This is a genomic window from Marinobacterium alkalitolerans (genome assembly GCF_017776525.1).
GTDB lineage: Bacteria > Pseudomonadota > Gammaproteobacteria > Pseudomonadales > Balneatricaceae > Marinobacterium > Marinobacterium alkalitolerans.
This window is the reverse complement of sequence record NZ_JACVEW010000006.1, coordinates 103,585-129,593: the sequence shown is the minus strand read 5'-3', so window position 1 is coordinate 129,593 and position 26,009 is coordinate 103,585. Positions and strand designations below refer to the sequence as shown.

24 protein-coding genes are annotated in these 26,009 nt (G+C 61.0%); 19 read left to right on the top strand and 5 right to left on the bottom strand.

Going from position 1 to position 26,009, the window contains the following annotated elements; all coding sequences use genetic code 11:
- The first annotated feature begins 45 nt into the window (after window positions 1-45).
- Genes H9C73_RS05635 through parE form a run of 6 tightly spaced genes read left to right on the top strand, consistent with a single transcriptional unit; the run spans window position 46 to window position 5,352 of the window.
- Window positions 46-918 carry an EAL domain-containing protein gene (locus H9C73_RS05635; RefSeq protein WP_209286822.1) on the top strand — a complete coding sequence of 291 codons (873 nt, stop codon included), beginning with the start codon at window positions 46-48 and terminating at the stop codon, window positions 916-918.
- Window positions 919-973: 55 nt separating this feature from the next.
- Complete coding sequence (locus H9C73_RS05630) at window positions 974-1,606, top strand: NUDIX domain-containing protein (protein WP_209286821.1); 633 nt, start codon at window positions 974-976, stop codon at window positions 1,604-1,606.
- Entirely contained in the window at window positions 1,596-2,039 is a 444-nt protein-coding gene (locus H9C73_RS05625) for a DUF1249 domain-containing protein (RefSeq protein ID WP_209286820.1), read from the top strand. Before H9C73_RS05630 ends, H9C73_RS05625 begins: the two co-directional genes overlap by 11 nt.
- Window positions 2,036-2,827, top strand: a complete 792-nt coding sequence (locus tag H9C73_RS05620) for a metallophosphoesterase (protein ID WP_209286819.1) — start codon at window positions 2,036-2,038, stop codon at window positions 2,825-2,827. The genes H9C73_RS05625 and H9C73_RS05620 overlap by 4 nt, the downstream gene beginning before the upstream one ends.
- Window positions 2,820-3,443: a YqiA/YcfP family alpha/beta fold hydrolase gene (locus H9C73_RS05615; RefSeq protein ID WP_209286818.1), complete on the top strand. Its 624-nt coding sequence runs from the start codon at window positions 2,820-2,822 to the stop codon at window positions 3,441-3,443. The genes H9C73_RS05620 and H9C73_RS05615 overlap by 8 nt, the downstream gene beginning before the upstream one ends.
- A gap of 13 nt (window positions 3,444-3,456) precedes the next feature.
- The gene (parE, locus tag H9C73_RS05610) at window positions 3,457-5,352 is read left to right on the top strand and encodes a DNA topoisomerase IV subunit B (RefSeq protein ID WP_209286817.1); all 1,896 of its coding nucleotides are present in this window, start codon (window positions 3,457-3,459) and stop codon (window positions 5,350-5,352) included.
- Window positions 5,353-5,427: 75 nt separating this feature from the next.
- Here the strand turns inward: parE and H9C73_RS05605 are convergent, their stop codons facing one another.
- A complete protein-coding gene (locus tag H9C73_RS05605) occupies window positions 5,428-7,518 on the bottom strand; it encodes a lipocalin-like domain-containing protein (RefSeq protein WP_209286816.1) in 2,091 nt (696 codons plus the stop codon).
- A gap of 132 nt (window positions 7,519-7,650) precedes the next feature.
- Here H9C73_RS05605 and H9C73_RS05600 point away from each other — a divergent pair, with 132 nt between their 5' ends.
- Together H9C73_RS05600 and H9C73_RS05595 are read left to right on the top strand one after the other, a co-directional pair.
- Window positions 7,651-9,273 (top strand): L,D-transpeptidase family protein, encoded by a 1,623-nt coding sequence (locus H9C73_RS05600; RefSeq protein ID WP_209286815.1) that lies wholly within the window; start codon window positions 7,651-7,653, stop codon window positions 9,271-9,273.
- A gap of 69 nt (window positions 9,274-9,342) precedes the next feature.
- A complete protein-coding gene (locus tag H9C73_RS05595) occupies window positions 9,343-9,933 on the top strand; it encodes a DUF882 domain-containing protein (RefSeq protein ID WP_209286814.1) in 591 nt (196 codons plus the stop codon).
- Here H9C73_RS05595 and H9C73_RS05590 read toward each other — a convergent pair.
- Window positions 9,930-10,739, bottom strand: a complete 810-nt coding sequence (locus H9C73_RS05590) for a TlpA disulfide reductase family protein (protein ID WP_209286813.1) — start codon at window positions 10,737-10,739, stop codon at window positions 9,930-9,932. The genes H9C73_RS05595 and H9C73_RS05590 overlap by 4 nt on opposite strands.
- Window positions 10,740-10,896: 157 nt before the next feature.
- Between H9C73_RS05590 and H9C73_RS05585 the strand changes: the two genes are divergently transcribed.
- Window positions 10,897-11,364, top strand: coding sequence for an LEA type 2 family protein (locus H9C73_RS05585; RefSeq protein WP_209286812.1), 468 nt, complete (start codon window positions 10,897-10,899; stop codon window positions 11,362-11,364).
- On the opposite strand, the gene H9C73_RS05580 is transcribed toward H9C73_RS05585, so the two are convergent.
- Together H9C73_RS05580 and H9C73_RS05575 are read right to left on the bottom strand one after the other, a co-directional pair.
- Entirely contained in the window at window positions 11,361-12,224 is an 864-nt protein-coding gene (locus H9C73_RS05580; RefSeq protein WP_209286811.1) for a ChaN family lipoprotein, read from the bottom strand. The two genes, H9C73_RS05585 and H9C73_RS05580, sit on opposite strands and share 4 nt — an antisense overlap.
- Window positions 12,224-12,550, bottom strand: a complete 327-nt coding sequence (locus tag H9C73_RS05575; RefSeq protein WP_209286810.1) for a hypothetical protein — start codon at window positions 12,548-12,550, stop codon at window positions 12,224-12,226. The genes H9C73_RS05580 and H9C73_RS05575 overlap by 1 nt, the downstream gene beginning before the upstream one ends.
- Window positions 12,551-12,774: 224 nt before the next feature.
- Between H9C73_RS05575 and parC the strand changes: the two genes are divergently transcribed.
- Entirely contained in the window at window positions 12,775-15,021 is a 2,247-nt protein-coding gene (gene parC, locus H9C73_RS05570; RefSeq protein ID WP_209286809.1) for a DNA topoisomerase IV subunit A, read from the top strand.
- 18 nt (window positions 15,022-15,039) lie between these two features.
- Here parC and H9C73_RS05565 read toward each other — a convergent pair whose 3' ends face one another.
- Complete coding sequence (locus tag H9C73_RS05565; protein WP_209286808.1) at window positions 15,040-16,878, bottom strand: hypothetical protein; 1,839 nt, start codon at window positions 16,876-16,878, stop codon at window positions 15,040-15,042.
- A 191-nt stretch (window positions 16,879-17,069) separates the two neighbouring features.
- On the opposite strand from H9C73_RS05565, the gene H9C73_RS05560 reads away from it, so the two are divergent.
- From H9C73_RS05560 to H9C73_RS05520, 9 genes are all read left to right on the top strand, one after another.
- On the top strand, window positions 17,070-18,326 hold the full coding sequence (locus H9C73_RS05560; RefSeq protein ID WP_209286807.1) for a glutamate-5-semialdehyde dehydrogenase: 1,257 nt from the start codon (window positions 17,070-17,072) through the stop codon (window positions 18,324-18,326).
- Window positions 18,326-18,970 (top strand): nicotinate-nucleotide adenylyltransferase, encoded by a 645-nt coding sequence (gene nadD / locus H9C73_RS05555; protein WP_209286806.1) that lies wholly within the window; start codon window positions 18,326-18,328, stop codon window positions 18,968-18,970. The genes H9C73_RS05560 and nadD overlap by 1 nt, the downstream gene beginning before the upstream one ends.
- Before the next feature lie 18 nt (window positions 18,971-18,988).
- On the top strand, window positions 18,989-19,336 hold the full coding sequence (rsfS, locus tag H9C73_RS05550; RefSeq protein ID WP_209286805.1) for a ribosome silencing factor: 348 nt from the start codon (window positions 18,989-18,991) through the stop codon (window positions 19,334-19,336).
- 8 nt (window positions 19,337-19,344) lie between these two features.
- The gene (gene rlmH / locus H9C73_RS05545; protein ID WP_209286804.1) at window positions 19,345-19,812 is read left to right on the top strand and encodes a 23S rRNA (pseudouridine(1915)-N(3))-methyltransferase RlmH; all 468 of its coding nucleotides are present in this window, start codon (window positions 19,345-19,347) and stop codon (window positions 19,810-19,812) included.
- Between the two features lie 9 nt (window positions 19,813-19,821).
- Entirely contained in the window at window positions 19,822-21,708 is a 1,887-nt protein-coding gene (gene mrdA, locus H9C73_RS05540) for a penicillin-binding protein 2 (protein ID WP_209286803.1), read from the top strand.
- Window positions 21,708-22,850, top strand: a complete 1,143-nt coding sequence (rodA, locus tag H9C73_RS05535; protein WP_209286802.1) for a rod shape-determining protein RodA — start codon at window positions 21,708-21,710, stop codon at window positions 22,848-22,850. The genes mrdA and rodA overlap by 1 nt, the downstream gene beginning before the upstream one ends.
- Window positions 22,851-22,860: 10 nt before the next feature.
- A complete protein-coding gene (gene mltB, locus H9C73_RS05530) occupies window positions 22,861-23,865 on the top strand; it encodes a lytic murein transglycosylase B (RefSeq protein WP_209286801.1) in 1,005 nt (334 codons plus the stop codon).
- Window positions 23,866-23,869: 4 nt separating this feature from the next.
- Window positions 23,870-24,700 (top strand): septal ring lytic transglycosylase RlpA family protein, encoded by an 831-nt coding sequence (locus H9C73_RS05525; protein WP_209286800.1) that lies wholly within the window; start codon window positions 23,870-23,872, stop codon window positions 24,698-24,700.
- A gap of 75 nt (window positions 24,701-24,775) precedes the next feature.
- Window positions 24,776-25,948, top strand: a complete 1,173-nt coding sequence (locus tag H9C73_RS05520) for a D-alanyl-D-alanine carboxypeptidase family protein (RefSeq protein WP_209286799.1) — start codon at window positions 24,776-24,778, stop codon at window positions 25,946-25,948.
- The last annotated feature ends 61 nt before the right edge of the window (window positions 25,949-26,009 follow it).

Sequence of the window (26,009 nt, the reverse complement as noted above, 5' to 3'; positions counted from 1 at the left end):
GCCATAGGCTTGCGCCGTTTGAAATGATCAACGGTGGAAACAGGCATGCAGTCAGCCCCTTGCAAAAATGACCCTCAGCAACAGCGCGCGGAACGCGAAGAGCTGGAAAGCATTTTATCTCGGGAGCTGCTCCAGCCGCATTTTCAGCCCATTCTCGATCTTCGTCATGGGCGCTTGATCGGGCATGAAGCGCTGATTCGCGGGCCTCAGGGCAGCTGCCTGCAGATGCCGTCCGATCTGTTTCGGTGCGCGATTGAACAGGGACGTCAGCTGGAACTGGAGCTGTTGTGCCGCAAGTGTTCGTTGCAGGCGTTTGCGCGCTTCTCGCCCGGTCGCAAGCTGTTTCTGAACGTCACCGCCTCCCTGCTCAGTTCGCCCGATCACCAGCATGGCTTTACGGCGGACCTGCTCCGGCAGCTGGGCATCCCTATCGACATGATCGTGATTGAGCTGTCCGAGCAGCATCCGTTTGATCAGCACGGCCTGACGCGCGCGGCGGTAGAGCATTACCGCAACATGGGGTTTCAGATCGCCATTGACGACCTGGGGGCGGGCTATTCCGGCCTCAAGCTCTGGTCCGAACTTCAGCCCGAGTACGTGAAGATCGATCAGCACTTTGTGCGTGCGCTGCATCAGGATCCGGTGAAGCGCGAATTTGTCCACTCCATCAGCCGGATCGGTCGCAACCTTGGGTGTCAGGTGTTGGCCGAGGGGATTGAAGAGATGGCGGAGATGCGCGTGCTGCAAACGCTGGGGGTCGAGCTGGGGCAGGGCTTCCTGCTGGGCCGTCCCGAGGTGCTGCCGCGCCCGCAGCTGAGCCCGGCCCAGATACGCCGCCCCCTGCCGGCCCGATGGCAGCAGTCGATTCAGCGCGGCCTGCATTCACTGCTGCCACCGCGCAGCTGGTTCGGTTTTTAGCACTCCCGGACTAGTGGTATAGTCGCGTTTTCGATAACGCGATCCGAGTAGCCCCATGTCCGAACGCTGGCAGCCCTCTTTTGATGAACGCGACGTGCGCCTGGAGCAGGATGAGCCTCTGTATGACGGCTTTTTCCGGCTACATCGCCTGAGCCTGAGTCACCCGAAATTCGAAGGGGGGCGGGTGCGAATTCAGCGTGAGATTCTGGACCGGGGCGATGCCGTTTGCGTACTGCTGTACGACCCTGCCCGCGATGCCGTTGTGCTGGTGGAGCAGTTCCGTGCAGGAGCGCTGGGTAAAACCGAAAGTCCCTGGCTGCTGGAGCTGGTTGCCGGGATTGTTGAGCCGGGCGAGTCGGCGGAAGCTGTTGCACGGCGTGAGAGCCAGGAAGAGGCTGGCGTCGAACTGGGGCCCGTCTTTCCCATCACCGGCTATCTGCCCAGTCCCGGGGGCTGTGATGAATGGATTGACCTGATGTGCGCGCTGGTCGATGCACAGGCGGCAGGCGGTGTGCACGGCCTTGACAGCGAAGGTGAAGATATCAAGGTACATGTGATTGCGGCACAGGATGCCTTCGCGCTGGTCCGCGAAAACCGGCTCAGGAATGCGGCGGCGATTATCGCGCTGCAGTGGCTGGAACTGAACCATGGACGGCTGCAAGCAATGCGGGTGTCTGATGAAGCGTAAATACGTTCCCGACCTCAAACGCCAGATGGCGCTGGGGGAGTCCAATTACCTGCGGCTGCTGAAGCTGCTGCCGGATCTGGACAGTTGTAACCAGCGTGAATTCCAGGTGGAAGTGGATAACCACCGTGCGCGCGTTTGTCTGGAAGTGGATGAGCGCTTTGCCTACACCACCAGCGTGGTAGTGTCCCAGCAGTACGAAAACCAGTCGGTCTGGCTTGAGTCGCCGCGGCTGGTCGTGCGGCTCTATCACGATGCCCGCGTGGCAGAAGTGATCTGCACACGACAGCGCCGGCAGCTGTCCGGTGTTTATGCCTACCCCAACCGCGAGATGCGCTACCCGGACGAGAAGGCACAGCTCAATGCGTTTCTCGGCGAGTGGCTCAGCCACTGCCTCTCACACGGGCGCCTGCTGGAAGAGGTGTTTGCCGAGTGAGTCAGCGCGTACTGCAACTGACTGACTGCCACCTGCCGGCAGAAGCCGGCACACTCTTTCGCGGGCAGGATGCCGATGCGCGTCTGGCTGCGCTGGTCGATTCACTCCGAAAACAGCCTCCCTTCGATACACTGCTGCTGACCGGTGATCTGGTGCATCATGGCGGCCCGGATGCTTACCGGCGTCTGCTGACGCTGGTGCGTCCGCTGGGGTGCGAGGTGTATTGGCTGCCGGGCAATCATGATGAACCGGCGGCCATGCACGCTGCTGACCCGGACGGTCAACTGGGCGCCAAACGCATCGATCTGGCTCACTGGACACTATTGTTACTGGACAGCACCGCCAACCCGGACGGGCGCGGGCGCGGGGAGCTGGCGTCGGCCGAGCTGGACTGGCTGCAGCAGACCCTGTCCGAGCTGGATGACAGGCCCGTGCTGCTTGCGCTGCACCACAATCCCGCTGCAACCGGCAGCCTTTGGCAGGATGCCATTCGTCTGGGCAACCCGGATGCACTGGCGGCAGCGCTCGCACCCTGCCCACAGGTACGCGCGCTGATCTGTGGCCACCTGCATCAGGCTCAGGCCCAGCAGTTTGCGGGGCGGCCGCTCTGGTGTGCACCCTCGACCGCAGTGCAGTTTGCCGCCGGGTGCGAAACCTTTACGCTGGAAACGCAAACCGCTTTATCCACCCCCGGGTGTCGCTGGTACGAGCTGCACGACGATGGGCGTATCGATGCCCATCTGCTGTATCTGCCCGCCGAGTGTGAGGAGTCTGTTGTTGATGTCTGAGCCGGTATTGATCTACGCCCATGGTTTCAACAGTTCGCCCCAGTCCTGGAAGGCACGGCAACTGGAGGCCTGGATGGACGCACAGGGACTGTCTGAGCAGATTCGTGTGCCGGCGCTGTCCCACTGGCCGCAAGAAGCCGTGGACCAGTTGCAGGCCGAAATTGACCGGGCTGCCGGGCCCGTCACGCTGATTGGCAGCTCACTGGGCGGGTATTACAGTACCTGGCTGGTCGAGCAAAACCCCGGTGTCAGGGCTGTGCTGATCAACCCTGCCGTGTATCCTTACCGGTTACTGGAAAGCTGGCTGGGTGAGAATACCAACCTCTATACCGCGGAACACTACGAGCTGACCGAAGAACACCTGCGTCAGCTCAAGGCGCTGGACTGCCCGACGTTGCAGGATCCTTCGCAGTACCTGCTGCTGGTGCAGACGGCGGATGAAACGCTGGATTACCGTGAAGCTGTCGACAGGTTTGCCGGCAGTGTGCAGTTCGTGCAGCCGGGCGGCAGCCATGGATTTGAACAGTTCGAGGCGTTGATGCCGGCGGTGAAGGCGTTTGCGGAGGGCAGAATTGAGCTGCCTGACCCCATACCGCTGCCGGTGGCCTCTCTCTGAACAGGATAACGCGATGTCAAAGCAATACAACGCCGAAGCGATAGAAGTACTCAGTGGCCTGGATCCGGTCCGTCGCCGGCCGGGCATGTACACCGAGACCGACCGTCCCAATCACCTGGCACAGGAAGTGATCGACAACTCGGTCGACGAGGCCCTGGCCGGTCATGCCAGCGTGATTGAGGTATGTCTGCACGATGACGGCTCGCTCAGCGTGTCGGATGACGGGCGCGGCATGCCGGTGGATATTCATCCGGAGCAGGGGGTCAGCGGGGTTGAGCTGATCCTGACCAAGCTGCATGCCGGGGGCAAGTTCAACAACGACAACTACAACTACTCCGGCGGTTTGCACGGCGTGGGGGTGTCCGTCGTCAATGCCCTGTCCAAGCTGCTCAATGTTGAAATCAAGCGCGATGGACAGGTGTACCGCATCGGGTTCGCCGATGGCGAAAAGGTGTCCGAACTGGAGGTGACCGGCACCTGTGGCAAGCGTAACACCGGTACCAGCCTGCGCTTTTTGCCGGACCCCAAGTACTTCGACAGTGCCAAGTTCAATGTTACCCGGCTGAAGCACAACCTGCGCGCCAAGGCGGTGCTCTGTCCCGGTCTGAAGATGATCTTCACCGACCTGAGCAGTGGCAAGAAGGAGCAGGAAGAATGGTACTACGAGGATGGGCTGGTGGCCTATCTGCGTGGTACTACCCAGGTGTATGAAACACTGCCGGCGGAGCCCTTTACCGGGAGCCTGCAGGGGGATGAAGACGCGGTGGAATGGGCCGTGCAGTGGCTGGCCGACGGCGGTGAAGTCACGGCCGAGAGTTACGTCAATCTGATTCCGACTGCTCAGGGCGGTACCCATGTGAACGGCATGCGCACGGGGCTGCTGGAAGCCATGCGCGAGTTCTGCGAGTTTCGTAACCTGCTGCCGCGTGGTGTCAAGCTGAGCCCGGATGATATCTGGGACCGCTGCTGCTACATCCTGTCCGCCAAGATGCGTGACCCCCAGTTTGCCGGCCAGACCAAGGAGCGTCTGTCGTCGCGTCAGGTCGCGGCCTTCATTTCCGGGGCGGTCAAGGATGCGTTTTCACTCTGGCTCAACCTGCACGTTGAAGAAGGGGAGAAGCTGGCCGAACTGGTGATCGCCAGTGCCCAGCGTCGCATGCGTGCAGGGCGCAAGGTGGTGCGCAAGAAAGTCACTCAGGGGCCGGCCTTGCCCGGCAAGCTCGCGGACTGCTCGGGCGCGGATGCCGGACAGGCCGAGCTGTTTCTGGTGGAGGGTGATTCCGCCGGTGGCTCGGCCAAACAGGCGCGTAACCGTGAGTTCCAGGCGATCATGCCCCTGCGCGGCAAGATCCTGAACTCTTGGGAAGTGGATCCGGCAGAGGTGCTGGCCTCGCAGGAAATTCATGATATTTCGGTGGCTATCGGGGTCGACCCGGGTTCCGACAAGCTGGACGGCCTGCGCTATAACAAAATTTGTATTCTGGCGGATGCGGATTCGGATGGCCTGCACATCGCGACCTTGCTGTGCGCACTCTTCGTACGGCACTTCAAGCCTCTGGTGGCTGCCGGTCATATCTATGTGGCCATGCCGCCGCTGTACCGCATCGACTTTGGCAAAGAGGTCTATTACGCACTGGATGATGGTGAGAAAGATGGCATCATCGAGCGGATTCGGGCCGAGCGCAAGAATGCCAAAATCGGGGTTCAGCGCTTCAAGGGGCTGGGGGAGATGAACCCGCTGCAGCTGCGTGAAACCACCATGTCGCCGGATACGCGCCGGCTGGTGCAGCTGTCACTGGATGCCGGTGACGATACGCTTGAAATCATGGATATGCTGCTGGCGAAAAAACGCTCGGCAGATCGCAAGCGTTGGCTGGAGCAGAAGGGCAATCTGGCCGAAGTGATCTAGGCCATCAGGCGACCCCCTCAACAAGAAACGCCGGGCAGATGCCCGGCGTTTGCGTATATGGCTGTCCGTAACCGGTCAGCCGGCAGGGCGGTAATGGAACAGGCTTTCGCTGTCTTCGTCACTGTAGATACAGCGGAACCCTTCATCCAAGGGAATCAAAATGCACTGGCTGTTCACCGGCGCTTCGGTGGTCCAGTCCTGAGTGCAGTCATCACGGCTGACATTTTCAGTGGCCGTGAGCGTGAACAGGTTGCCGCTTTGGGTCCAGGTGTAATTGGTCCGGTACAGGTCACACTGGCCATCGTTATAGCGGTACTGTCCGGTTCCATCGGCGCGGATCTCCTCCACACCGATCGGCTCGCCGCCCTGACAGTCATAGCTTTGATCCATCAGCGTCCAGCTGCCGACCGGATCAACCTGCGGTACCTGGCTCGGGTCGAGGCTGAATGCCATCCGGGTGTCCATGCCCTGTTCACTGAAGTCCAGGTCATATCGTACCTGGGCACCTTGAGTGCGGAGCATGTTGGCAATCTGTGCCTGTGCCACGCAGCCAGTGCTGGTGCCGCTTTCCAGCTCTACCGCGACCTGGGTAGGCAGATTGCTGATCAGGTCGGCCAGCCGGTTGTAATCGGCGCTCAGGCGAGTGTGACCATTGGCGTCCAGCGCTTCCTGCTCCAGTTCGGCGGCAGCCTTGCCTGCCTGTTCGCCACTGAAGGCGACCAGATGCTTGCCCTGCATGCCTGCCTTCAGGCTCAGCCCCGGTATCAGGTGGGACAGGTCGATGTCGGCAAGGCTGCCATCGGTCGGAATCTGGATCTGGCGTCCCATCGGTGACATGGCGAGCATGCCCAGCAGTGCGTTCGGGTTTTCCGTGGCGATGCTGAGCAGGAAGTCCAGGTTGGTCGGCTGCAGGGTGTTCGGGTCGATCGCCAGATCAAACAGCGAGAAACCGGCGCCGCGCGTGCCCTGGATCATGCCGGTGAACATGCCCAGCATGGCCGGGTTCGCACCGGCCAGCTGACGCTGGGCCTGCTGCAGCTCGGCGCATTCGGTCGGGTAGTCCCTGAAGCGCTGCACCATGGATGTGACCGTGGGAATGAGGTTATCCACATTCAGCCCCATGCCCAGCCCCAGAATCTGGTCGGTACTGCCGCTGTGCGAGGGAATGTGGCCACGCAGGCTGCGCAGATCGCTCACCAGCTCTGCATGGGTCAGCTCCAGTACGGAACGGCTTTGCATCGCCAGTGCGTTGTCGGTGCTCACACCGGTATTGCCGGCAACGAAACGGGGGACCTGTGCAACCAGTGCGCTGATATCCGCGCGGCATGCCGCATCCAGGCGCTCGGTCGGCAGCGGCTTGCCACGGGCCTGCAGCAGCGCTTTCAGGTCCTGTCCAAGGCCAATGCTGTCCGGATCCAGAATTCCCTGTGTCAGGCGCTCCAGATGGATGAAGGCCTGCAGGCTGTCATCAAAGCCGTAGTCTGTCTTCAGCTGCGCCAGCTCGCCGCTGTCGGCCAGAGACCTGTCAGGCGCTTTCAAGGCCAGCCGCTGCAGCTGGTCGTTTTCCTGATCGAGGAAGTGGAAAGCGGTCAGAGTAGCGATTCCCTCGTGCACGGTGACCGCCAATTCAAGTGACTGGTCCCCCGGCTGTGTCAGACGCCAGAGCTTGACGCTGGTACCTTCAAGCGTAAGGGTGCGCGGCTTCAGGCCACTCTCGGTGGATGCCTGATCAAATACGCGCCAGAACTGCTGCTCATCCTGAATGCCGAAACGCAGTACCGGCATGAGGCCGTCCATGTAGATGGCCTGTGGCTTGAGCGGGTCCAGTCCAAAGTGCGCAACGGTGCTGCCGTAGGTGGTAGCATTGCCCAGGAACTCACGCAGCAGCACAGTGGCAAAGCGTGCCTGAGGAGTTTCGTCACGGCCCAGGTTATCCATTTCAGCCAGCAACTGCTGGATCTGGAGCTGGGACTGGCCCATCAGGGGCATATCACGCAACTGAGCGACCTGTTCGGCGCTGGCCTTGCCGCCGATATACATGACCGTGTCCGCCGGCACAAAGTGTGCCATCGAGGTCTCCGATGTCGAGCCCAGCCATCCCTGTTGCCAGGCCAGCCCTGCGCCTGCGGCGGCTGCCAGGACACCCGCACCTATCCATTTTTTCATGCTTAACTCCATTAATCGGGTTGATATCGGAACGACCCGGGCACTGCCTGCCATTCCTGTGCTGTTGGCGAGGATAGCACTATCCGCAGACAGGCTATAGTGAGGATATGAAACCTGGATGTGGAGGCCGAGATGAAAACTGACAGGGCTGTCATGGGCGTGCTGCTTTGCTGCGGCCTGCTGCTGGGCCCGGCACAGGCGTACGCCATGCCGGAAGCCGCCCGCGCAAGTGATGCGGCCGTAACCGCGAACCAGACGCCGGAGGTCAGCGACTTCTACTCTGCCACGGGAGCCGAGCGGGTCTGGTTTGACGCTCAGGGTGAGCCGCGCCTGGTGCCACAACAGGAGCTGGAGGCCTGGGTGCTGCTGTCTTACGAGCATGGATTAAGGCCGCAGGACTATGGCGCACAGTCGTTTCTGGACGGGCTGGACAGCAGGCTTTCACTGTCCGAGCGGGAGCAGTGGTTTACTGAGCAGTTTCTGGCACTGGCACGGGATCTGGCCGGCAGTGACCGGGTTGCTCAGGCCGACAGCCAGTGGCATTTCGAGGTGCCGGTACTGGACACCACCGCACTGTCGGCACGTCTGCGTCGAGGAGAGTCGGTGGCAGAGATACTCCAGTCATTGTTGCCGCAGTCGCCGGAGTACTGGCGGCTGGTGGAGCTTTATCGTCAGGAGTTGAAGTTGCCTCCGGACAGCATTCCTCCGCCCATACTGCCACAACGCCTGCTGCGACCGGGTGATCAGCATGACGCCATCCCCATTCTGGTGCATTGGCTGATACAGCAGTCCAGGCTTGATGCGGATCAGGTGGACAGGACATCCCGGCGTTACTCGGAACCGGTCGTTGAAGCGGTGCGGCACATTCAGCGTCAAAACGGGTTACAGGCGGACGGGATCATTGGGCCGGATACCCGGCAGGCCATTCTGCAGGGGCGAGAACAGCGCCTGCGCCAGATAAGGGCCAACCTGTTTCGCTGGCGGGCACTGCCGCGCCAGTTGGGCAGCCGTTATCTGCTGGTCAGAACAGCGGCATTCAACCTGGACCTGATCAAGGACGGTGAGCTGGAGCGGCGTCACGCCGTGATCGCCGGGCGTCCCTCACGTCCGACGCCATCCTTTGCCGCCAGTGTTCGACGCCTGACGTTCAATCCCTATTGGACCGTTCCGTTCCGCATTGCCGTTGAAGATCTGCTGCCCAAACAGCAGGAGGATTCGGCTTACCTGAGCAGTCACCAGATCGATGTGCTGGAGCGGAGTGACGAGGCGCGCTGGGAAGCGCGTGCGATCGACAGTATCGACTGGTCTGCTTTGTCTCGCGGCAACTTCAACCTGTTGCTGCGCCAGCGACCGGGGCCGTTGAACAGCCTGGGGCGGGTGCGGATGGATATGCCCAATCCTTACAGCATCTTCCTGCATGACACGCCACAGAAAAGGCTGTTTGACGAAATGCCAAGGGCCTACAGCTCGGGGTGTGTGCGGGTGCAGGATATCGATGTGCTGGTGAGCACGCTTATGGATCAGGCGCAGGTCGAGAAAGCGCTGGCGCAGTCCGATACACGACCTATTGCCCTGCAGGCCCCCGTCCCGGTCTATCTGGTGTACCTCACGGCCTGGGTGGATGAGCAGGGCGTCGCCTATCTGCACCCCGATCTGTACGGACGTGATCGCAAGCTGGACAGTGTATTGGGGCCAATCGGGATGCCGCCACCGGAGTACGGAGTCGAGTTGGCACGTAAAGTGATTAAAAAGTAGTCATTCTGTAACGCTTTGGTTAAAATTCACACAGTCTTATATATGACCAGCTGTTAACCGAGGTGACTGATGCTGTTGACCCCGCGCCGCTTTGAAGTCGACCCTGATGCTCATCCCGAGTGTCGCCACCGCCGCCGAATTCTGGGAGGTGTTGCAGCCACGGCCGCCGTGCTGCAGATGCCGGTCGCACATGCCAACATCCGGCCGCTGCATGGACGCACGCTCCGGTTCGACCATCTGCACACCGGCGAGCAACTGGATACCACCTACTGGTCGGAAGGACGCTATCTGAAAACCAGCCTGGCCGATATCAACTATCTGCTGCGCGACTTTCGGACCGAAGAAGTTCATCCGATCGACCCGAAGCTGCTGGACCTGCTGCACTACTTGCAGCTGGAAACCGGTAACGATAACCCCTTCCAGATCATCTCGGGTTACCGTTCACCCAAAACCAATGCCCAGCTGAGAGCGTCGAGCAGTGGTGTTGCCAAGAAAAGCCTGCACATGCAGGGCAAGGCACTGGATATCCGTTTGCCGGGAACGCCCCTCAAGACCCTGCACCGAATCGCCTGTAACGCCAAGGTGGGCGGCGTTGGACTCTATACCGGCTCCAACTTTATCCACATCGACACCGGGCGCGTGCGCTACTGGGGCAGCTAATCCGCCCGAATGCGTGCCAGCTTGTCGGCCAGGCTGGCGCGTGACAGCTCACCCAGATGAGAGTCGCGCAGCTGCCCGTCCGCATCGATAAACAGCGTGGTGGGCAGTGCACGTGAACCGTAATGCTGGCCAATGGCGTTCTGCTGATCCAGCAACACGTTATCCAGCTCAACGCCCAGCTCCATCAGAAAGGCTTCAACACTGACACTGTCCTCTCCCAGATTGGCAAACAGGAAATGGATCTCCGGGTGTTCGGACTGGGCCTGTGCCAGCACCGGCATTTCCCGTACGCAGGGAGGGCACCAGGTGGCCCAGATATTCAGCACGATCGGTTTACCCTCATAGGCTTGCAGATTGACCGGATTGCCCTCCAGTGAGGTGAGTGTGATGTCGGGCAGGCTTTCCTGCGCCGCCTGTATCTGTGCCAGGGGGATGGCAGTGGCGCCCCAGGTGATACCGCCACTGAGCAAGGCGACCCCCAGCGAGCGGCGCATGGCAGGCCGGCGCCATAGATACCAGAGTCCGGCCAGCGCTGCACCGACCAGCCCCGACACCCACCAGAAACCACCATCGCGAATGTCGATGATGCCCAATGGGTCGCGGCGGTACTCTTCGTAAAACCGGAGCACAAAGCCAAGGCGGGCAGCCAGCAGGCCAACCAGCAGAATGGTGAACAGGGCGGCTTCAGGGTTGTGGCCTGAACGGCGGCTGCTGAGCCAGCCGGCAAAGAGGGCGATCAGGAGTGCAACCAGTATCAACAGGTGGTCCAATGAGATCGCGAAGGGGCCGAGTGCCAACGATTGCATGATGTGCTCCTTGAAAGCGGGTCTTGTACAGACGCATACGGCCCGTCTGGCGGGCCGGTTCGCGTCAGTGTCTGACTGCAACAGGGAGCGGGGGTTCAGCTAAACTTCATGGCACCCTGTGTACCTATACATAGCATATCAATTTCAGGAGCGTCGCATGCGTTGGACTCGTGCCGGAGTGTGGATTGTACTGTTGGGCCTGTTGCTGGGAGGTTGTGCCAGTCTTCAACCGGGGCGGGAGGCGCCCGTCATGGATGTGGTCGGAGTGCGGCTGGATCCGAACAGCCAGGGTGCGGTGCCGCGCTTTCTGATTCGGCTGAGGATATTGAACCCCAACCGTCAGGCGCTGGTGCTGGAAGGGGTACGTTATCACCTCTATCTGCAGGAGCAGCGAGTGCTCAGCGGTGTGACGCGAGACCTGCCGCGTATCCCGGGCTATGCCGAGGAAACCGTTGAGGTCGGGGCATCACCTGCCCTGTTCGGCAGCGTTCGCTTGCTGCAGGAGATGGCCACGACACCGGGCTTGAAAGCACTGGATTATCGTGTGGAGGTCAAACTGGACAGCGGCGGGCTCAGCTGGCCGGTTGAAGTTGAGCAGACCGGCCGCCTGAGCCTGTCGCCCTAGTTGCTGGCGGGCTTCGCCTTCAGTTCGGCACAATAGTCGCGGGCCGGCAGCGCCGAGGTGAACAGCAGGTAGTCGGCTACGGGGTGAGTGCCAAGCCCTTCAGGTCGATAGTCCTGCGGTGATGTCTTGTCCGGCTCGACAGCGATCATCAACACACTGACCGCCGGTCGCCTGAGCCAGCGCGGAATGCCCAGATCCAGGCGGGCATGAATGCTGCCGGTGATCATCACGCCTGTCTGGTCCGGGGCCGAGTACTCACGCAGCCGCGTGGCCATGGCCTGATCGCGTGCGAGCTGCACCTGGCGCATGCCGTCCAGCGAGGACGCTGGCAGTTGTCCACAGTGACTGTCATACAGCAGGTCTCGCATGAAATCGCTGTGGCCCGGTTCCAGCTCGCCCTCAGGTGCGCCGGCCGTGTAGGCCTGACGCTGCTGATCCCGCGACAGGTCGGTGGCGACCAGAGCAGGTGCATGGTCCAGCGCCGCCTTGACCACAGGCTCGTATAACGCCCAGTCCCAGCCCGGCTGCCAGTTGAGGGCTTCCGGGGTGACGTTCTGGCCCCGGCCCCGTGCATCATCAAGCAACGGCTGCTGTGATTGCTGCAGCATCTCCATCGCTACGGGGCCCAGCTGGTCGCGTATGGCCAGTCGTTCGATCCAGTCGGCCTGAATGGCGTGATGTTCGGGGTGATCGTGCTGTTCGCCCAGCAGTAGCCAGCCACCGGGCGGGAGCCGTTCAAACAGGGTATCAATGCTGACAAAGCGCTCGGCGCGCAGATCCCACAGGCGCCCTTCAAGCGATGCGGCAGCGGCCGGCAGCGCGACCAGCAGGCTCAGCAACATCAGCAGGGGGCGGATCATCAACTGCTCCGGCCGCTTTTAACGTCCAGATAGTCTCGCGCCACCACGCCTTCAAGGGCGTTCATGGCATCCACCAGCTCCTGAAAGGTCTCACGGCGGCGCCTGAGTTCGGCGATAGAGGCCTCGGATGCCTTGCCGTCCGCATGTCGCTCGGGCAGTGCCAGCAGCGTCTTGATGTAGTCGGCACGTGCATGTGCCACCATCGACAGGACCGGCTTGAGGTCCACCAGTGCCAGTTCAGGCAACTGGGAGTTGATCAGCTCACGGTTGATGTCGCGGCGGTATTTTTCAAGCTCCAGCAACAGCCGGTTGTTATCGGTCGACATGGCGTCACTCCTTCGCATCAGCACTAGCCTGAATCTAGCACACTGGACGGTTATGAGAAGCGTTTCAAGCAGTTATAGATCGATTAGCCCGCTTTGGATCAAGGGTTGCAGCGCCACAGACAGGCCGGCGGGTGCGATCTGAAAGCAGAGCTGGCATACTGCCGCCCAGATCACAATTGTTTGCCACGCCCTGTGTGCGGGCACACCTGTGCAGGAATCAGTTGATGAGTGTAGACACCACTTTTGACGGCGATACCGAAAAACTGTCGCTGAGAGACTTTACCGAAAAAGCGTACCTTGATTATTCGATGTACGTGATACTGGACCGTGCGCTGCCCCACCTGGGCGACGGCATGAAGCCGGTTCAGCGCCGTATCGTGTATGCCATGTCCGAGCTGGGCCTGAAGGCCACGGCCAAGTACAAGAAGTCCGCGCGTACCGTGGGTGATGTACTGGGCAAGTTCCATCCGCACGGTGACTCGGCCTGTTACGAAGCCATGGTGCTCATGGCCCAGTCCTTCAGCTATCGCTACCCGCTGATCGACGGTCAGGGCAACTGGGGCTCGCCCGATGACCCCAAATCCTTCGCGGCCATGCGTTATACCGAATCGCGTCTGGCCCCCTACGCTGAAGTTCTGCTGCAGGAGCTCGGGCAAGGGACCGTCAACTGGGTGCCCAACTTTGACGGCACTATGGATGAGCCCGAGGTGCTGCCGGCACGTCTGCCCAACGTACTGCTCAATGGCGGTACCGGTATCGCCGTGGGCATGGCAACGGATATCCCGCCGCACAACCTGCGCGAAGTGGCCAGCGCCTGCTGCCACCTGCTGGATCACCCGCAGGCCACGCTGGAGGATCTCTGTGACCTGGTGCCGGGGCCGGATATGCCCACCGAAGCCGAGATCATTACGCCGGCGGAAGAGCTGCGAGAGCTCTATAGCAAGGGGCGGGGCAGCTTCCGCATGCGTGCGCTCTGGAGCCGTGAAGATGGCGAAATAGTCATTACCGCACTGCCGGCACAGGTCTCCGGGGCGCGTGTACTGGAGCAGATTGCGGCCCAGATGCAGCAGAAGAAACTGCCGATGGTAGTTGACCTGCGTGACGAGTCCGACCATGAAAACCCGACACGTCTGGTGATAGTACCCAAGCGGGGCAAGGATCTGGATGCGCTGATGGCGCACCTGTTCGCCACCACCGATCTGGAGCGCAGTTACCGCGTCAACCTGAACATGATCGGGATTGACGGCCGTCCTCAGGTGAAGGACCTGCGCCAGATTCTGGTGGAGTGGCTGAGCTGGCGTACCGGTGTGGTGCGTCGCCGCCTGGAGTACCGGCTGCAGAAGGTGCGCGACCGTCTGCACATCCTCGAAGGTTTGATGACGGCGTACCTCAACATCGATGAAGTGATTGCGATCATCCGCGAAGAGGACAAGCCGCGCGAAGAGCTGATGCGTCGCTTTGAGCTCACGGAGGTTCAGGCCGATGCGATTCTGGACCTCAAGCTGCGCCATCTGGCGCGCCTTGAGGAGATCAAGATTCGGGGTGAACAGGATGAACTGAACGAGGAGCGTCAGCGGCTGGAAAAAACGCTCGATTCCGATGAGCTGATGCGCAAGCTGATTCGCGAAGAGATCGAATCCACTGCCGAGCAGTTCGGTGACGAGCGTCGTTCGCCGCTGCAGGAACGTGCCGAAGCGCAGGCGTTCAGTGAAAAGGATCTGCTCAGTGCCGATCCGGTGACGGTTGTGCTGTCCAAACAGGGCTGGATCCGTGCGGCCAAGGGCCATGATATCGATGCGGTTGGGCTGAATTACAAGTCAGGGGATGCGTTCAAGCTGGCCAGCCCGGGGCGCATGAACCAGCCCTGTATTCTGCTCGACTCCACCGGGCGCAGCTACACGCTGGATACCCACAAGTTGCCTTCCGCCCGTGGTCAGGGTGAGCCGGTCACCGGTCACGTCAGCCTGCCCAAGGGGGCGATGGTGGATGGTCTGGTGTGCGGCCGGGAAACCGACCGTGTCTTGCTGGCGTCGGATGCGGGGTATGGTTTCGTCACCCGAATCGATCAGCTCACCAGTAAAACCAAGAACGGCAAGGCTGCACTGACGCTGCCCAAGGGCGCCAAGGTGCTGCCGCCGGTGCTGTTGCCACAGGAGTCGGCGCTGCTGGCAGCGGTCAGCAGTGAAGGGCGTCTGCTGGTGTTCCCGGTCGAGGAGCTGCCGGAACTGGCGCGCGGCAAGGGTAACAAGGTGATCAACATTCCGACGGCCAAAGCGGCCACTCGAGAGGAATTGATGACGCATGTGATGCTGATGGGGCCGGAGGATACGCTGGTGGTCAATGCCGGACGCCAGCACCTGAAGCTCAAGGGCAGTGAGCTGGAGCGCTACCGCGGTGAGCGCGGCCGCCGGGGAAGCAAGCTGCCGCGCGGCTATCAGCGGGTCGACAGCCTCGAAGTGATCAACGACTGACCCTCAATGCCGGCGCCCTCAGGCGCCGGCATTGCCTTTGCTGCGTTCTGCCAGCTTGCTCAGCAGGTGGCGAGCCTGCTTCTCCAGCAGGTTCTGGTAGGACTCGTTAACCGCCAGCAGCAGTACCTTGTCTTCATCTTCTCGGCGGATATCCGCCTGACTCAGCAGTGACTCTTTCAGCTGCGGTGCCTCGGTCAGGGCCGTATGGCTGATCAGGGCGTTGCTCTGCGTGGTCCGGCTCAGGAAATGAGCCTCTTCCTGCATGCGCTCGACCTTGTCCAGTGCGCCGCGCACCAGAGCCATGTGCAGGTTCATGACCGGCTGGAAGGCACGGATCTGCTGCTGGTTGTAGTGCTGGTAGAGGTAGGTGAACAGCATGGCGCAACAGATCGCATTGACGCCGTGGCTGTCCTTGTCATCGGCGCTGGTAAACAGGATACGCAGGTTGCCATCCTTGAGTGTTTCCAGATTGCCACTGTAGATCCGCGCTACGGAGTTGGCGAGGGTGCGGTAGTTCTTCAACAGAACGGCACGCTCATCTTCGTCCAGGTTGTCCGAATGGGCGCTGCGGGTATCGATCAGGAACAGGTAGCCGGCCTCCTCTGGCGTCAGCATCAATTCCAGCTCCTGCTCAAAGGTGTACAGGCCCAGCTGCTCCTCGTCACTCAGCCGCAGCGGGTTATCCCGTTCACTGCTGTCCTCTTCAGGGTCGCTCAGCAGAGTTGCGAGGCTGTCATCGGTGGTGTCGCTTTCACTCAGTTCCAGATCCGGCACCATCGCTTCGTCGCTGTCATCCGTGGTGTCGATATACCCGGCCGGCTTGGGAGTGAAGCGGGGCATGCGCTGATCCTGTTCGCTGGGCTTGAGCAGCGAAACCAGTTCGTCAGTGTCGAAGGAGGGCTCGCGGCGGCCGGTGTTCGGTTCAGGCTCATCCAGGGCTTCGGCCCCGACCAGCTTGATACGCCGGGGCGAGGGCTCGGCCTTCGGCAGCTCGTCCAGGCTTGGCTCGGGAGCAGGTTCTTCAGTGTGCGCCTGCTCGGCTGTGGACTGATCGACCGGCACCTGATCCGTTGGCTGCTCAGGTGTTTCCGCTTCGGTTCCGTCTTCAGGGGCCTGTGATTCGGTCTGTTCCCGAGGTGCTTCAGGCGTGGTTGGCTCCGGCTGTGGTTGAGTTTCCGGTTCGCGGGCTGGTGTTGCCTTGGCCACGTCCGGTTCGGGGGATTCCTCTGCGGGCTGGGTGAAATCAAATTCCGGGATGCTGTCGCGGTTCTGCTCACGCAGGGTTTGGCGTGCGACCTCGGTGAATTCAAGTGGCTCGGGAGCTTCAGACCCTTCGCCGTCTACCCGGGCCCGCTGTTTCAGGCTGAAACCGATCAGCAGCGCCGTGATCCCGAGACTGCCGGCGAGCAGCAGCCCGATCTCATACAGCTGTTGCTGCAGCCGGGCGGCAAAAGGCGCTGCATTGCTCCAGAGAGTCAGTTGCCCGATGGTGTCATCCCCCTGCACCAGCTCCAGCGTATGGCCTCGTCCCTGTGGCTGACCGGCCAGCGCGATCAGGGTCTGGTCCGGTGCGGTCAGGCGCAGCCCGTTGATCATGGGCTGCGCCGCCAGCTCGTTGAACAGATAATTGAGGCTGATGCGATCATCGGCCAGCACCAGTGGCTGAATCAGTATGGCGCTGCTGCGACCGAACATCAGGCTCAGTTCGGTGGCCTGTTGTGCGGCGTGGTCCTTGCTGCGCAGGTACTCGAAAGTACCGCTCAGGGCCAGGCTGAGCAGCAGAATCAGGGCGGCCGAAAGCAGGGCGCGCAGAGACAGGGTCGAGGTGCTGTGCTGGGAGGTGTGCTTGGGCTCCATCCGGTTCGGGTCCGAGGCTGGGTGGTGGCAGAATGATCAGTCGATAATAGCAACATTCGTGTGCAGCGCACAGGGCTCAGCCCCGGGCAGAAGACGAGGAATTAACCCGGAAAGGCACCCCTGACCAAAGACCTTTGCCCCCCGCTCGGGTTATACTGTGCCGTTAAAAGTCATCGCAGCGGATTGATGAGATGAATGTAACCGACTATATGAACTCGTTGGGCGAGCAGGCGCGTGCCGCCGCCCGTCAGATTGCGCGTGCCGACAGTGGCAGCAAGAACCGCGCTCTGCTGGCCATGGCAGATGCCATTGATGCCAGCCGTGAGGCGCTGGTCGAAGCAAACCTGAAAGACATGAACAACGGCCGCGAGAAAGGCCTGGATGCGGCCATGCTGGACCGTCTGGAGCTGACCCCGGCGCGTATCGACGGCATGATCGAGGGGCTGCGCCAGGTGGCTGCGCTGCCGGACCCGGTTGGTGGCATTCGTGACATGAACTACCGTCCCTCCGGCATTCAGGTGGGCAAGATGCGTGTCCCGCTGGGTGTGATCGGTATCATCTACGAATCGCGTCCGAACGTAACCTGCGAAGCCGCCAGCCTGTGCCTGAAATCCGGCAATGCGACCATCCTGCGGGGCGGTTCTGAGGCAATCCATTCCAACCAGGCCATTGCAGCCTGTATTGGTCAGGGGCTGGAAGCGGCCGGGCTGCCGCAGACGGCGGTGCAGGTGGTCGAAACCACGGACCGTGAGGCCGTTGGCCGCCTGATTGCCATGCCGGAGTACGTGGATGTTATCGTGCCGCGTGGTGGCAAGGGGCTGATCGAGCGCATTGCCAATGACGCTCGCGTTCCGGTGATCAAACATCTGGATGGCATCTGTCATGTGTATATCGATGCCGAAGCGGACAAGAGCAAGGCACTGAATATTGCCATCAATGCCAAGACGCATCGCTACGGTACCTGCAACACCATGGAAACGCTGCTGGTGGATCAGGCCATTGCGGCCGAAGTGTTGCCGGAGCTGGCTGAGCACTATGGTCAGCTGGGCGTGGAACTGCGTGGCTGTGAGCAGACGCGAGCGCTGCTGCCGGCCATCAACGCCGCCACCGATGAAGACTGGGATACCGAATATCTGGCGCCCATTCTGGCGGTCAAGATCGTGCAGGATATGGCTGAGGCGATCGACCATATCAACCGTCACGGCTCTCACCACACGGATGCCATTATTACGGAGAATTACACCAAGGCGCGGGCTTTCCTGCGTGAAGTGGATTCCAGTTCGGTGATGGTGAACGCGTCCACCCGCTTTGCCGACGGGTTCGAGTACGGGTTGGGCGCGGAGATCGGTATCTCAACCGACAAGATTCATGCCCGCGGGCCGGTCGGTCTTGAAGGCCTGACCTCTGAGAAGTATGTCGTACTGGGTGACGGTCAGGTCCGAGACTGATGCAACCGCTGGTTTTCATGGGCGGGACGTTTGACCCGATCCACAACGGTCATCTGCGGACGGCACTGGAACTCAAGCAGTGGCTGGGGGTCGATCAGGTGTGCCTGATCCCCTCCGGTGCGCCGGTGCACCGTGACGCGCCGGGCTGCACTCCGCGTCAGCGGCTGGAGATGGTCCAGTGTGCGGTGGCGGATGAACCGGCGCTGGCGGCCGATGCGCGGGAGATCGAGTCGGATGCTCCCTCGTACTCGCTGCTCACCCTGCAGGCCTTGCGCGCCGAGCGAGGGCAGGACTGCCCCATTATCATGACGATGGGGATGGATGCCTATCAAACCCTGCCAAAATGGCATGAATGGCGAGCGTTTCTGGACTACGCCCACATTCTGGTATTGTCGCGGCCGGGCTATGACGGCAAGGACGCGTCGGCCGAGCTGCTGGAGTATACACGCCAGCATCAGGCCACATCGGTGGAGGCGCTGTTGAACACGCCTTCAGGTCAGGTGTTCATTCAGGAGCTGACGCCGCTGGGCATTTCGGCGACGCAGATTCGACACCTGATCGCTCAGGGGCACTCGCCCCGCTACCTGATGCCAGAGCCGGTATGGCACTATATTCAGGACAATAAACTCTACGGTTATCACTAAAAAAGGTACTTTCTCGTAATGGAGCTTGATCAGCTGCGTGAACTGGTGCATTCGGCACTGGAAGATATGAAAGCACGTGACATCACTGAACTGGATGTGCGCGGCAAGTCCAGCGTCACCGACTACATGGTGATTGCCAGTGGTACCTCGAAGCGACATGTGGTGTCCGTCGCTCAGGACCTGCTGGAAAAGGTCAAGGCAGCAGGGCTGCAGCCGATGGGAACCGAGGGGCAGGAAGCAGGTGACTGGATTCTGGTGGATCTGGGCGACATGGTGGTTCACGTCATGATGCCGGATGCGCGCAGTTTCTACGATCTGGAGCGTCTGTGGCAGTTTGATGCAGACGACGAAGCGGCAGCGGAGTAACCACGCCGATGCGAATCCGTTTGCTGGCGGTGGGCAACCGCATGCCGGACTGGGTTGAAGCCGGCTACGCTGAATACGCCCGGCGCCTGCCGGCCGACTTTCAGCTGGAGCTGGTTGAAATTGCCCCGGGCCACCGGGGCAAGAATGCGGATCTGGCACGCGCCATTCGCTCCGAGGGCGATGCCATGCTGGCCGCCATCGGCAAGGGGGATCGGGTGGTTGCGCTGGATGTGAAAGGCCGCCCCTGGTCCACCGAGCAGCTGGCCGAGCAGGCCGAACACTGGCGTATGGATGGCCGCAATCTGAGCCTGCTGGTCGGTGGTCCGGATGGACTGGATGCCCGCTGCCTGGCGCAGGCGGACCAGAAGTGGTCACTGTCGGCCCTGACCCTGCCGCACCCGCTGGTACGCGTGGTGCTGGCAGAGCAGCTTTACCGTGCCTGGAGCATTCTCCAGGGCCACCCTTACCATAAGTAGTCAGGCGGTATGGCACCCTTCGAGCGCTTAAAGGACTATTCCCGCGAGAGTATCACCTTCACCAACCGTGCCGTGATCGCGTTCGTGATCGTGGTACTGATGATGCTGGTGCTGATCGGGCGGATCTATTACCTGCAGGTGCTCGAGCATGAGCGTTATACGGCCATTTCGGAAGAGAACCGGGTGCAGCTGCAGCCGGTGGCGCCCCGGCGGGGGCTGATCTACGACCGAAACGGTGCTCTGCTGGCCGATAACCGGCCCCACTTCAGTGTGACTCTGCTGAAGGAAGAAGTGGACGACCTGGATGCCACGCTGGAGAAGCTCGGCACCCTGATCGAACTGACCCCCCGCGATATCGAACGTTTTCACAAGCGGCTGCAGCAGCGCCGTCGCCCTTATGAAACCGTGCCGCTGCGGTTCCGACTGACAGAAGCGGAAATCGCCCGCATCTCGCTCAATTATCACCGCCTGCCGGGCGTTCAGGTGGAGGCGGACCTGATCCGTTACTATCCACATGGCGCGTCACTGGTCCATGCGCTGGGGTATGTGGGACGTATCAATGAGCGTGAGCTGCAGAGAGTCGATGAAAAGAATTACGCTGCCACGCATTACATCGGCAAGCTCGGTATCGAGAAATTCTATGAAGACCTGCTGCATGGGCAGGTGGGTTTTCAAAAGGTGGAAACCAATGCGCGCGGTCGCATTCTGAACGTGCTGGAGCGGCAGGATCCGGTGCCCGGCCGGGATATTCAGCTGAGTCTGGACCTGCGGCTGCAGCAGTTCACCGAATCCCTGCTGGAGGGGCGTCGTGCCTCTGTCGTTGCGATCGAACCCTCCAGCGGTGAGATTCTGGCCATGGTCAGTACACCCACCTACGACCCTAACCTGTTTGTGACCGGTATATCCAGCAAGGACTACAATGCACTGCGCAACTCGAGTGATCTGCCGCTGTTCAATCGTTCGCTAAGGGGCAGCTATCCACCGGCTTCCACCATTAAGCCGGTCATTGCGCTGGCAGCACTGGAAACCGGCACCATTACGGCGGATAAGAAAATCTGGGATCCGGGCTTTTATCAGATCAACCAGAACGGCCGCCGCTACCGTGACTGGAAGCGCTGGGGACATGGCTGGGTGGATCTTGACGCGGCGGTAGCCGAGTCCTGTGATGTCTGGTTCTACGAGGTCGGCCACAAGATGGGCGTGGAGCCCATGTCGCGCTTTCTCGGCATGTTCGGTGTGGGGCAGGATGCCAGCCTGGACCAGCCCGAGGCGCTGCGCAATTTCCTGCCCTCCAATGAGTGGAAAGAGGCGAACTGGCGTCAGCCCTGGTATCCGGGGGACTCGGTCAACCTGAGTATCGGTCAGGGGTTCCTGGTGATGACACCGCTGCAGATGGCAACCTCCACGGCGGTGATGGCCAATCGCGGGCGCTGGGTGCAGCCGAGGATGCTGCAGGGCGTACTGGATGAACAGACCGGTGAACCCAGGCCGTATGCGCCCATGCTGAACCGCAAGGAAAAGCCGGCCGACATCGAGCTCAAGGAACCGAAGCACTGGCAACAGGTAATCGACAGCATGGTCTCCGTGATGCATGGTCCCAAGGGCACGGGGCGGCGCAGCGGGGAAGGTGCGCCCTATACCATTGCCGGTAAAACCGGTACGGCTCAGGTAGTCGGGATCGCTCAGGATGAGGAGTATGATGCCGAGGCGTTGGCCGAGCGTCACCGGGACCACGCCCTGTTCGTGGCGTTTGCGCCGGTCGATGACCCGAAGATTGCAGTGGCGGTCGTGGTTGAAAACGGTGGCGGTGGTTCCAGCACGGCAGCACCGGTCGCGCGTGAGGTGATGGATGCCTGGTTGCTGGGGGATTATGAAAACGACCTGGAGGTGGACTGATGGTGCAGCGTGACTTTCAACGCACCATGCCGGGCAGTAATGTGCATCTGCAGCGCCCCAGTGGTCTCTGGTCGGCGACGCATCTGGATGCCTGGCTGCTGGTACTGCTGCTCGTGCTGTGCGGGTTCGGGCTGTTTGTCCTCTATAGTGCATCGGGTCAGGACCTGGGCTACGTGCAGCGCCAGGCCGTTCGCATGGGTGCCGGGTTTTTCGGATTGATCGTGCTGGCGCAATTGCAGCCACGCACCTATCAACGGCTGGCCCCCTGGGGGTATGCCTGTGGCATCGCACTGCTGCTGGGGGTGCTGTTGTTCGGGGTCGGCGCCAAAGGGGCCCAGCGCTGGCTGGAGTTGCCCGGCTTTCGTTTTCAGCCTTCTGAAGTGATGAAGCTGGTATTGCCCATGATGGTCGCCGCCTGGCTGACCCGCCAGCAGCTGCCGCCGACCTTCCGCCACCTGCTGCTGGCCCTTGTGTTGTTGGCCGTACCAACGGCATTGATCATGAAGCAGCCGGACCTGGGGACTTCACTGTTAATCGCCGCGTCAGGTGTGTTTGTTATTCTGCTGTCAGGTGTGTACTGGCGCTGGATCTTTGCTGCTCTGGTGCTGGCCGGGGCTGCATTGCCTGCGCTTTGGGCCATCATGAAAGACTATCAGCGTCAGCGAGTGCTGACTTTTCTGGACCCGGAAAGCGACCCGCTGGGCGCGGGCTGGAATATCATCCAGTCAAAGACGGCGATCGGTTCAGGGGGGCTGTCCGGCAAGGGTTGGCTGCAGGGCACTCAATCCCAGCTGGATTTTCTGCCCGAGTCACATACGGACTTCATCATCGCCGTGATCGGTGAGGAACTGGGCATGACCGGTGTTTTGATCCTGTTGGCGATCTACCTGCTGATCATCGCGCGGGGGCTGATTATCGCCGTCCAGGCACAGGACAGTTTTTCTCGCCTGCTGGCGGGGAGTATTACACTGACTTTTTTTGTCTATGTATTCGTCAATATCGGTATGGTATCCGGGTTGCTGCCGGTGGTGGGGGTACCCCTTCCCATGGTCAGCTATGGCGGTACCTCGATCGTGACCCTGATGGCGGGCTTTGGCATTCTGATGTCGATCCGCACCCACAGACAGATGCTGACCCGATAGGGAGATAAAGATGCGCAATTCACTGGGATGCTGGCTGCTGGCCGGCTCATTGCTGACCGGGACAGCCACCGCGATGGCCGCGGGCAGCGGGTATGATGTTCATCCGCGGGCGGATGAAGTGGTGGACACGCTGGCCGAGGAGGGGTTCAAGGCCGAAGCGATTCGGGCCGTGCTGGCTCAGGCCGAGCGCAAGGATTCGATTCTGGAAGCGATCTCGCGGCCGGCAGAGCGCCGCCTGACCTGGGGCGAATACCGCAAGATTTTTGTTGAACCGCGACGTATTCGCCAGGGCGTTGCCTTCTGGCAGGAACACGAGGATACGCTGGCACAGGCCGAACAGACCTACGGCGTGCCGGCTGAAATTATCGTGGCGATTATCGGGGTGGAAACCCGCTACGGGCGTATCATGGGCAGCTACCGCGTACTGGATGCCCTGTCCACGCTGGGGTTTGATTACCCCAAGCGGGCCGACTTCTTCCGTGGCGAGTTGATCGAGTTCCTGCGCATGGCGCGCGAGGAAGGACTCGACCCGACCGAACCCAAGGGATCCTATGCCGGCGCCATGGGGTATGGTCAGTTCATACCGTCCAGCTTCCGGGCCTATGCCGTGGATTTCGATGCGGATGGCAAGCGCGATATCTGGAGCAACAAGGTTGATGCCATCGGCAGTGTGGCCAACTACTTTGCGGCGCATGGCTGGAAGCGTGGCGAGCCGGTACGTTCCAATGTGGTGATGAACAAGCCGGCGAACCCTGAATGGTTCAATGCCGGACTCAAGCCTGAACTGACACTGGCCGAGTGGGCCGAACGCGGTATCGCGACCCGCCAGGATCTGGATACCGCGCAGCCGGCAACCCTGATGGAGCTGACCATGGACGATGGCGAACACTACTGGTTCGGGCTGCACAACTTCTACGTCATCACTCGCTATAACCACAGCCGTCTCTATGCCATGGCCGTGTATGAGCTGAGTCAGGCGATTCGAGAAGCCCGCGAGAGTGGCAAGGAGAACTGACGCTATGAAACGGCTGTTGCTGCCTCTGCTGGGGCTGGTGGTTCTGTTATCCGGCTGTGCGTCCAAGGAAAACAGCGGGCGCTACAGCCTCAAGCAGGACCGCGGCCCCGACCGGGCCGTTGACCTGTCACAGGTGCCCGATGCCGTCCCCCGGCATGAGCCGCACAGCCGCTGGGGCAACAAAAGCCCTTACAAGGTACTGGGCAAGCGCTATTACGTGCTCCCTTCGGCCGATGGCTACCGTGAGCGTGGCATCGCCTCCTGGTATGGCAAGAAGTTTCACGGCCACACCACCTCTAACGGTGAGGTCTATGACATGTACCAGATGAGTGCGGCGCACAAGTCACTGCCGCTGCCCAGCTTTGTGCGGGTCACCAATCTGGACAACAACCGTCAGGTGGTTGTTCGGGTCAATGACCGAGGCCCCTTCCATGACCGCCGTTTGATTGATCTCTCCTACGCGGCCGCCTACCGGCTTGGCATGTTGCAAACCGGTACGGCGCGGGTTGAGGTTGAGGCGATTACGCCGGGCCAGAACGATATACGCATGCTTGCCAGCCAGGGGCGCAGTGCCGTCTCCAGTGATCGCGCCGCCATTACCGGGCGCACCCTGCAGGTAGCGGCGTTGTCCAGTGCGGTGAACGCGAACGGACTGGCCGAGCGGTTGCAGAGCCTGTTGCAGGAGCCGGCCCGTGTGGTCGGCGTTGAGCGGGGTGATCGCATGCTGTACCGCGTTCATCTGGGGCCGCTGACGGGACAACATACGTTGAACTGGCTGTTGCAGCAGTTGTCTCAGGCAGGCTACCCCGGTGCTCACCTGGTGGACTTGCCCTGATGCCGGCGGTAGAGTTTAACCTTTCGTCGTGCCGCGCGGCACGCTTCAACTCACACAAGATGTAACTGACCCATTATGGCGCAACGACAGACACTTCCATCCATTTTCATCTACCTGGCCCTGATGTTTGCACTGCTGGTAGCCGCCTCCGCTCAGGCCGCTTCCGCACTCATTCCGGCCCCGCCTCAGGTTGCCGCGCGTGCCTATCTGGTCATGGACGCCGATACCGGTCATCTGATCGCCGCCGACCGTGAAACGGAGCGTTTCCCGCCGGCCAGCCTGACCAAGATGATGACCAGTTACATCGTCGAGTACGAAATCAGCAAGGGCAACATCAGCGAAGAGGACCTGGTGCTGGTCAGTGAAAAGGCCTGGCGCACCGGTGGCTCCCGCATGTTCATTCAGGAAGGGACCCAGGTGAAGGTGGGTGACCTGCTGCGGGGCGTGATCATCCAGTCCGGTAACGATGCGTCGGTTGCGCTGGCTGAGCACATCGCCGGCAGTGAACGGGCATTTGCGGACCTGATGAACCAGCATGCGCGCCTGCTGGGGATGGAAAACACCCATTTCGTGAACGCGACCGGCCTGCCCGCAGAGGATCATTACTCCTCAGCCGAAGACCTGGCCAAACTGGCCAAGGCCCTGATTACGCGCTTCCCGGAGCACTATGCGATTTATGCGCAGAAGTATTTCACCTACAACAATATCCGCCAGCCCAACCGCAACAAGCTGCTGTGGCGCGATGACAGCGTAGATGGCATCAAGACCGGTCACACCGATGAGGCAGGGTATTGTCTGGTCTCTTCTGCTCAGCGTGATGGCATGCGCCTGATCTCTGTGGTCATGGGTACCGACAGTGAAGAAGCCCGTGCACGCGAAAGTCAGAAACTGCTGTCCTACGGTTTCCGTTACTACCGGACACATCAGCTCTACGAGGCCGGCGACGTACTCAAGGACACCAAGGTGTGGGCCGGTGCTCGCGACCAGGTCCGTCTTGGTCTGACCGAGGATCTGGCGGTTACCGTTCCGCGTGGCAAAACCGACCAGCTGGAAGCGACGCTGGAACTGGACAAGGTGATCAAGGCACCGGTTGCACAGGGCGAGGAACTGGGCCGAGTGCGCGTCACCCTGGACGGTGAAACGGTCACCAGTGTGCCGCTGGTCGCACTGGAGCCGGTACAGGAAGGTGGTCTGTTCAAGCGCATCTGGCATGCGATCATGCTGTTCTTTATCGGCCTGATCAGCTAACCGCGCAATCCACTTGAAATCGTTATATGCTGCCCACATCAATGGATGTGGGCAGTTGTGT

Bases quoted from the DNA above. Each gene is read 5' to 3' on its own strand.
- H9C73_RS05635 (WP_209286822.1), top strand. From the start codon at position 46: ATGCAGTCAGCCCCTTGCAAAAATGACCCTCAGCAACAGCGCGCGGAA.
- H9C73_RS05630 (WP_209286821.1), top strand. From the start codon at position 974: ATGTCCGAACGCTGGCAGCCCTCTTTTGATGAACGCGACGTGCGCCTG.
- H9C73_RS05625 (WP_209286820.1), top strand. From the start codon at position 1,596: ATGAAGCGTAAATACGTTCCCGACCTCAAACGCCAGATGGCGCTGGGG.
- H9C73_RS05615 (WP_209286818.1), top strand. From the start codon at position 2,820: ATGTCTGAGCCGGTATTGATCTACGCCCATGGTTTCAACAGTTCGCCC.
- parE (WP_209286817.1), top strand. From the start codon at position 3,457: ATGTCAAAGCAATACAACGCCGAAGCGATAGAAGTACTCAGTGGCCTG.
- H9C73_RS05605 (WP_209286816.1), bottom strand. From the start codon at position 7,518: ATGAAAAAATGGATAGGTGCGGGTGTCCTGGCAGCCGCCGCAGGCGCA.
- H9C73_RS05600 (WP_209286815.1), top strand. From the start codon at position 7,651: ATGAAAACTGACAGGGCTGTCATGGGCGTGCTGCTTTGCTGCGGCCTG.
- H9C73_RS05595 (WP_209286814.1), top strand. From the start codon at position 9,343: ATGCTGTTGACCCCGCGCCGCTTTGAAGTCGACCCTGATGCTCATCCC.
- H9C73_RS05590 (WP_209286813.1), bottom strand. From the start codon at position 10,739: ATGCAATCGTTGGCACTCGGCCCCTTCGCGATCTCATTGGACCACCTG.
- H9C73_RS05585 (WP_209286812.1), top strand. From the start codon at position 10,897: ATGCGTTGGACTCGTGCCGGAGTGTGGATTGTACTGTTGGGCCTGTTG.
- H9C73_RS05580 (WP_209286811.1), bottom strand. From the start codon at position 12,224: ATGATCCGCCCCCTGCTGATGTTGCTGAGCCTGCTGGTCGCGCTGCCG.
- H9C73_RS05575 (WP_209286810.1), bottom strand. From the start codon at position 12,550: ATGTCGACCGATAACAACCGGCTGTTGCTGGAGCTTGAAAAATACCGC.
- parC (WP_209286809.1), top strand. From the start codon at position 12,775: ATGAGTGTAGACACCACTTTTGACGGCGATACCGAAAAACTGTCGCTG.
- H9C73_RS05565 (WP_209286808.1), bottom strand. From the start codon at position 16,878: ATGGAGCCCAAGCACACCTCCCAGCACAGCACCTCGACCCTGTCTCTG.
- H9C73_RS05560 (WP_209286807.1), top strand. From the start codon at position 17,070: ATGAATGTAACCGACTATATGAACTCGTTGGGCGAGCAGGCGCGTGCC.
- nadD (WP_209286806.1), top strand. From the start codon at position 18,326: ATGCAACCGCTGGTTTTCATGGGCGGGACGTTTGACCCGATCCACAAC.
- rsfS (WP_209286805.1), top strand. From the start codon at position 18,989: ATGGAGCTTGATCAGCTGCGTGAACTGGTGCATTCGGCACTGGAAGAT.
- rlmH (WP_209286804.1), top strand. From the start codon at position 19,345: ATGCGAATCCGTTTGCTGGCGGTGGGCAACCGCATGCCGGACTGGGTT.
- mrdA (WP_209286803.1), top strand. From the start codon at position 19,822: ATGGCACCCTTCGAGCGCTTAAAGGACTATTCCCGCGAGAGTATCACC.
- rodA (WP_209286802.1), top strand. From the start codon at position 21,708: ATGGTGCAGCGTGACTTTCAACGCACCATGCCGGGCAGTAATGTGCAT.
- mltB (WP_209286801.1), top strand. From the start codon at position 22,861: ATGCGCAATTCACTGGGATGCTGGCTGCTGGCCGGCTCATTGCTGACC.
- H9C73_RS05525 (WP_209286800.1), top strand. From the start codon at position 23,870: ATGAAACGGCTGTTGCTGCCTCTGCTGGGGCTGGTGGTTCTGTTATCC.
- H9C73_RS05520 (WP_209286799.1), top strand. From the start codon at position 24,776: ATGGCGCAACGACAGACACTTCCATCCATTTTCATCTACCTGGCCCTG.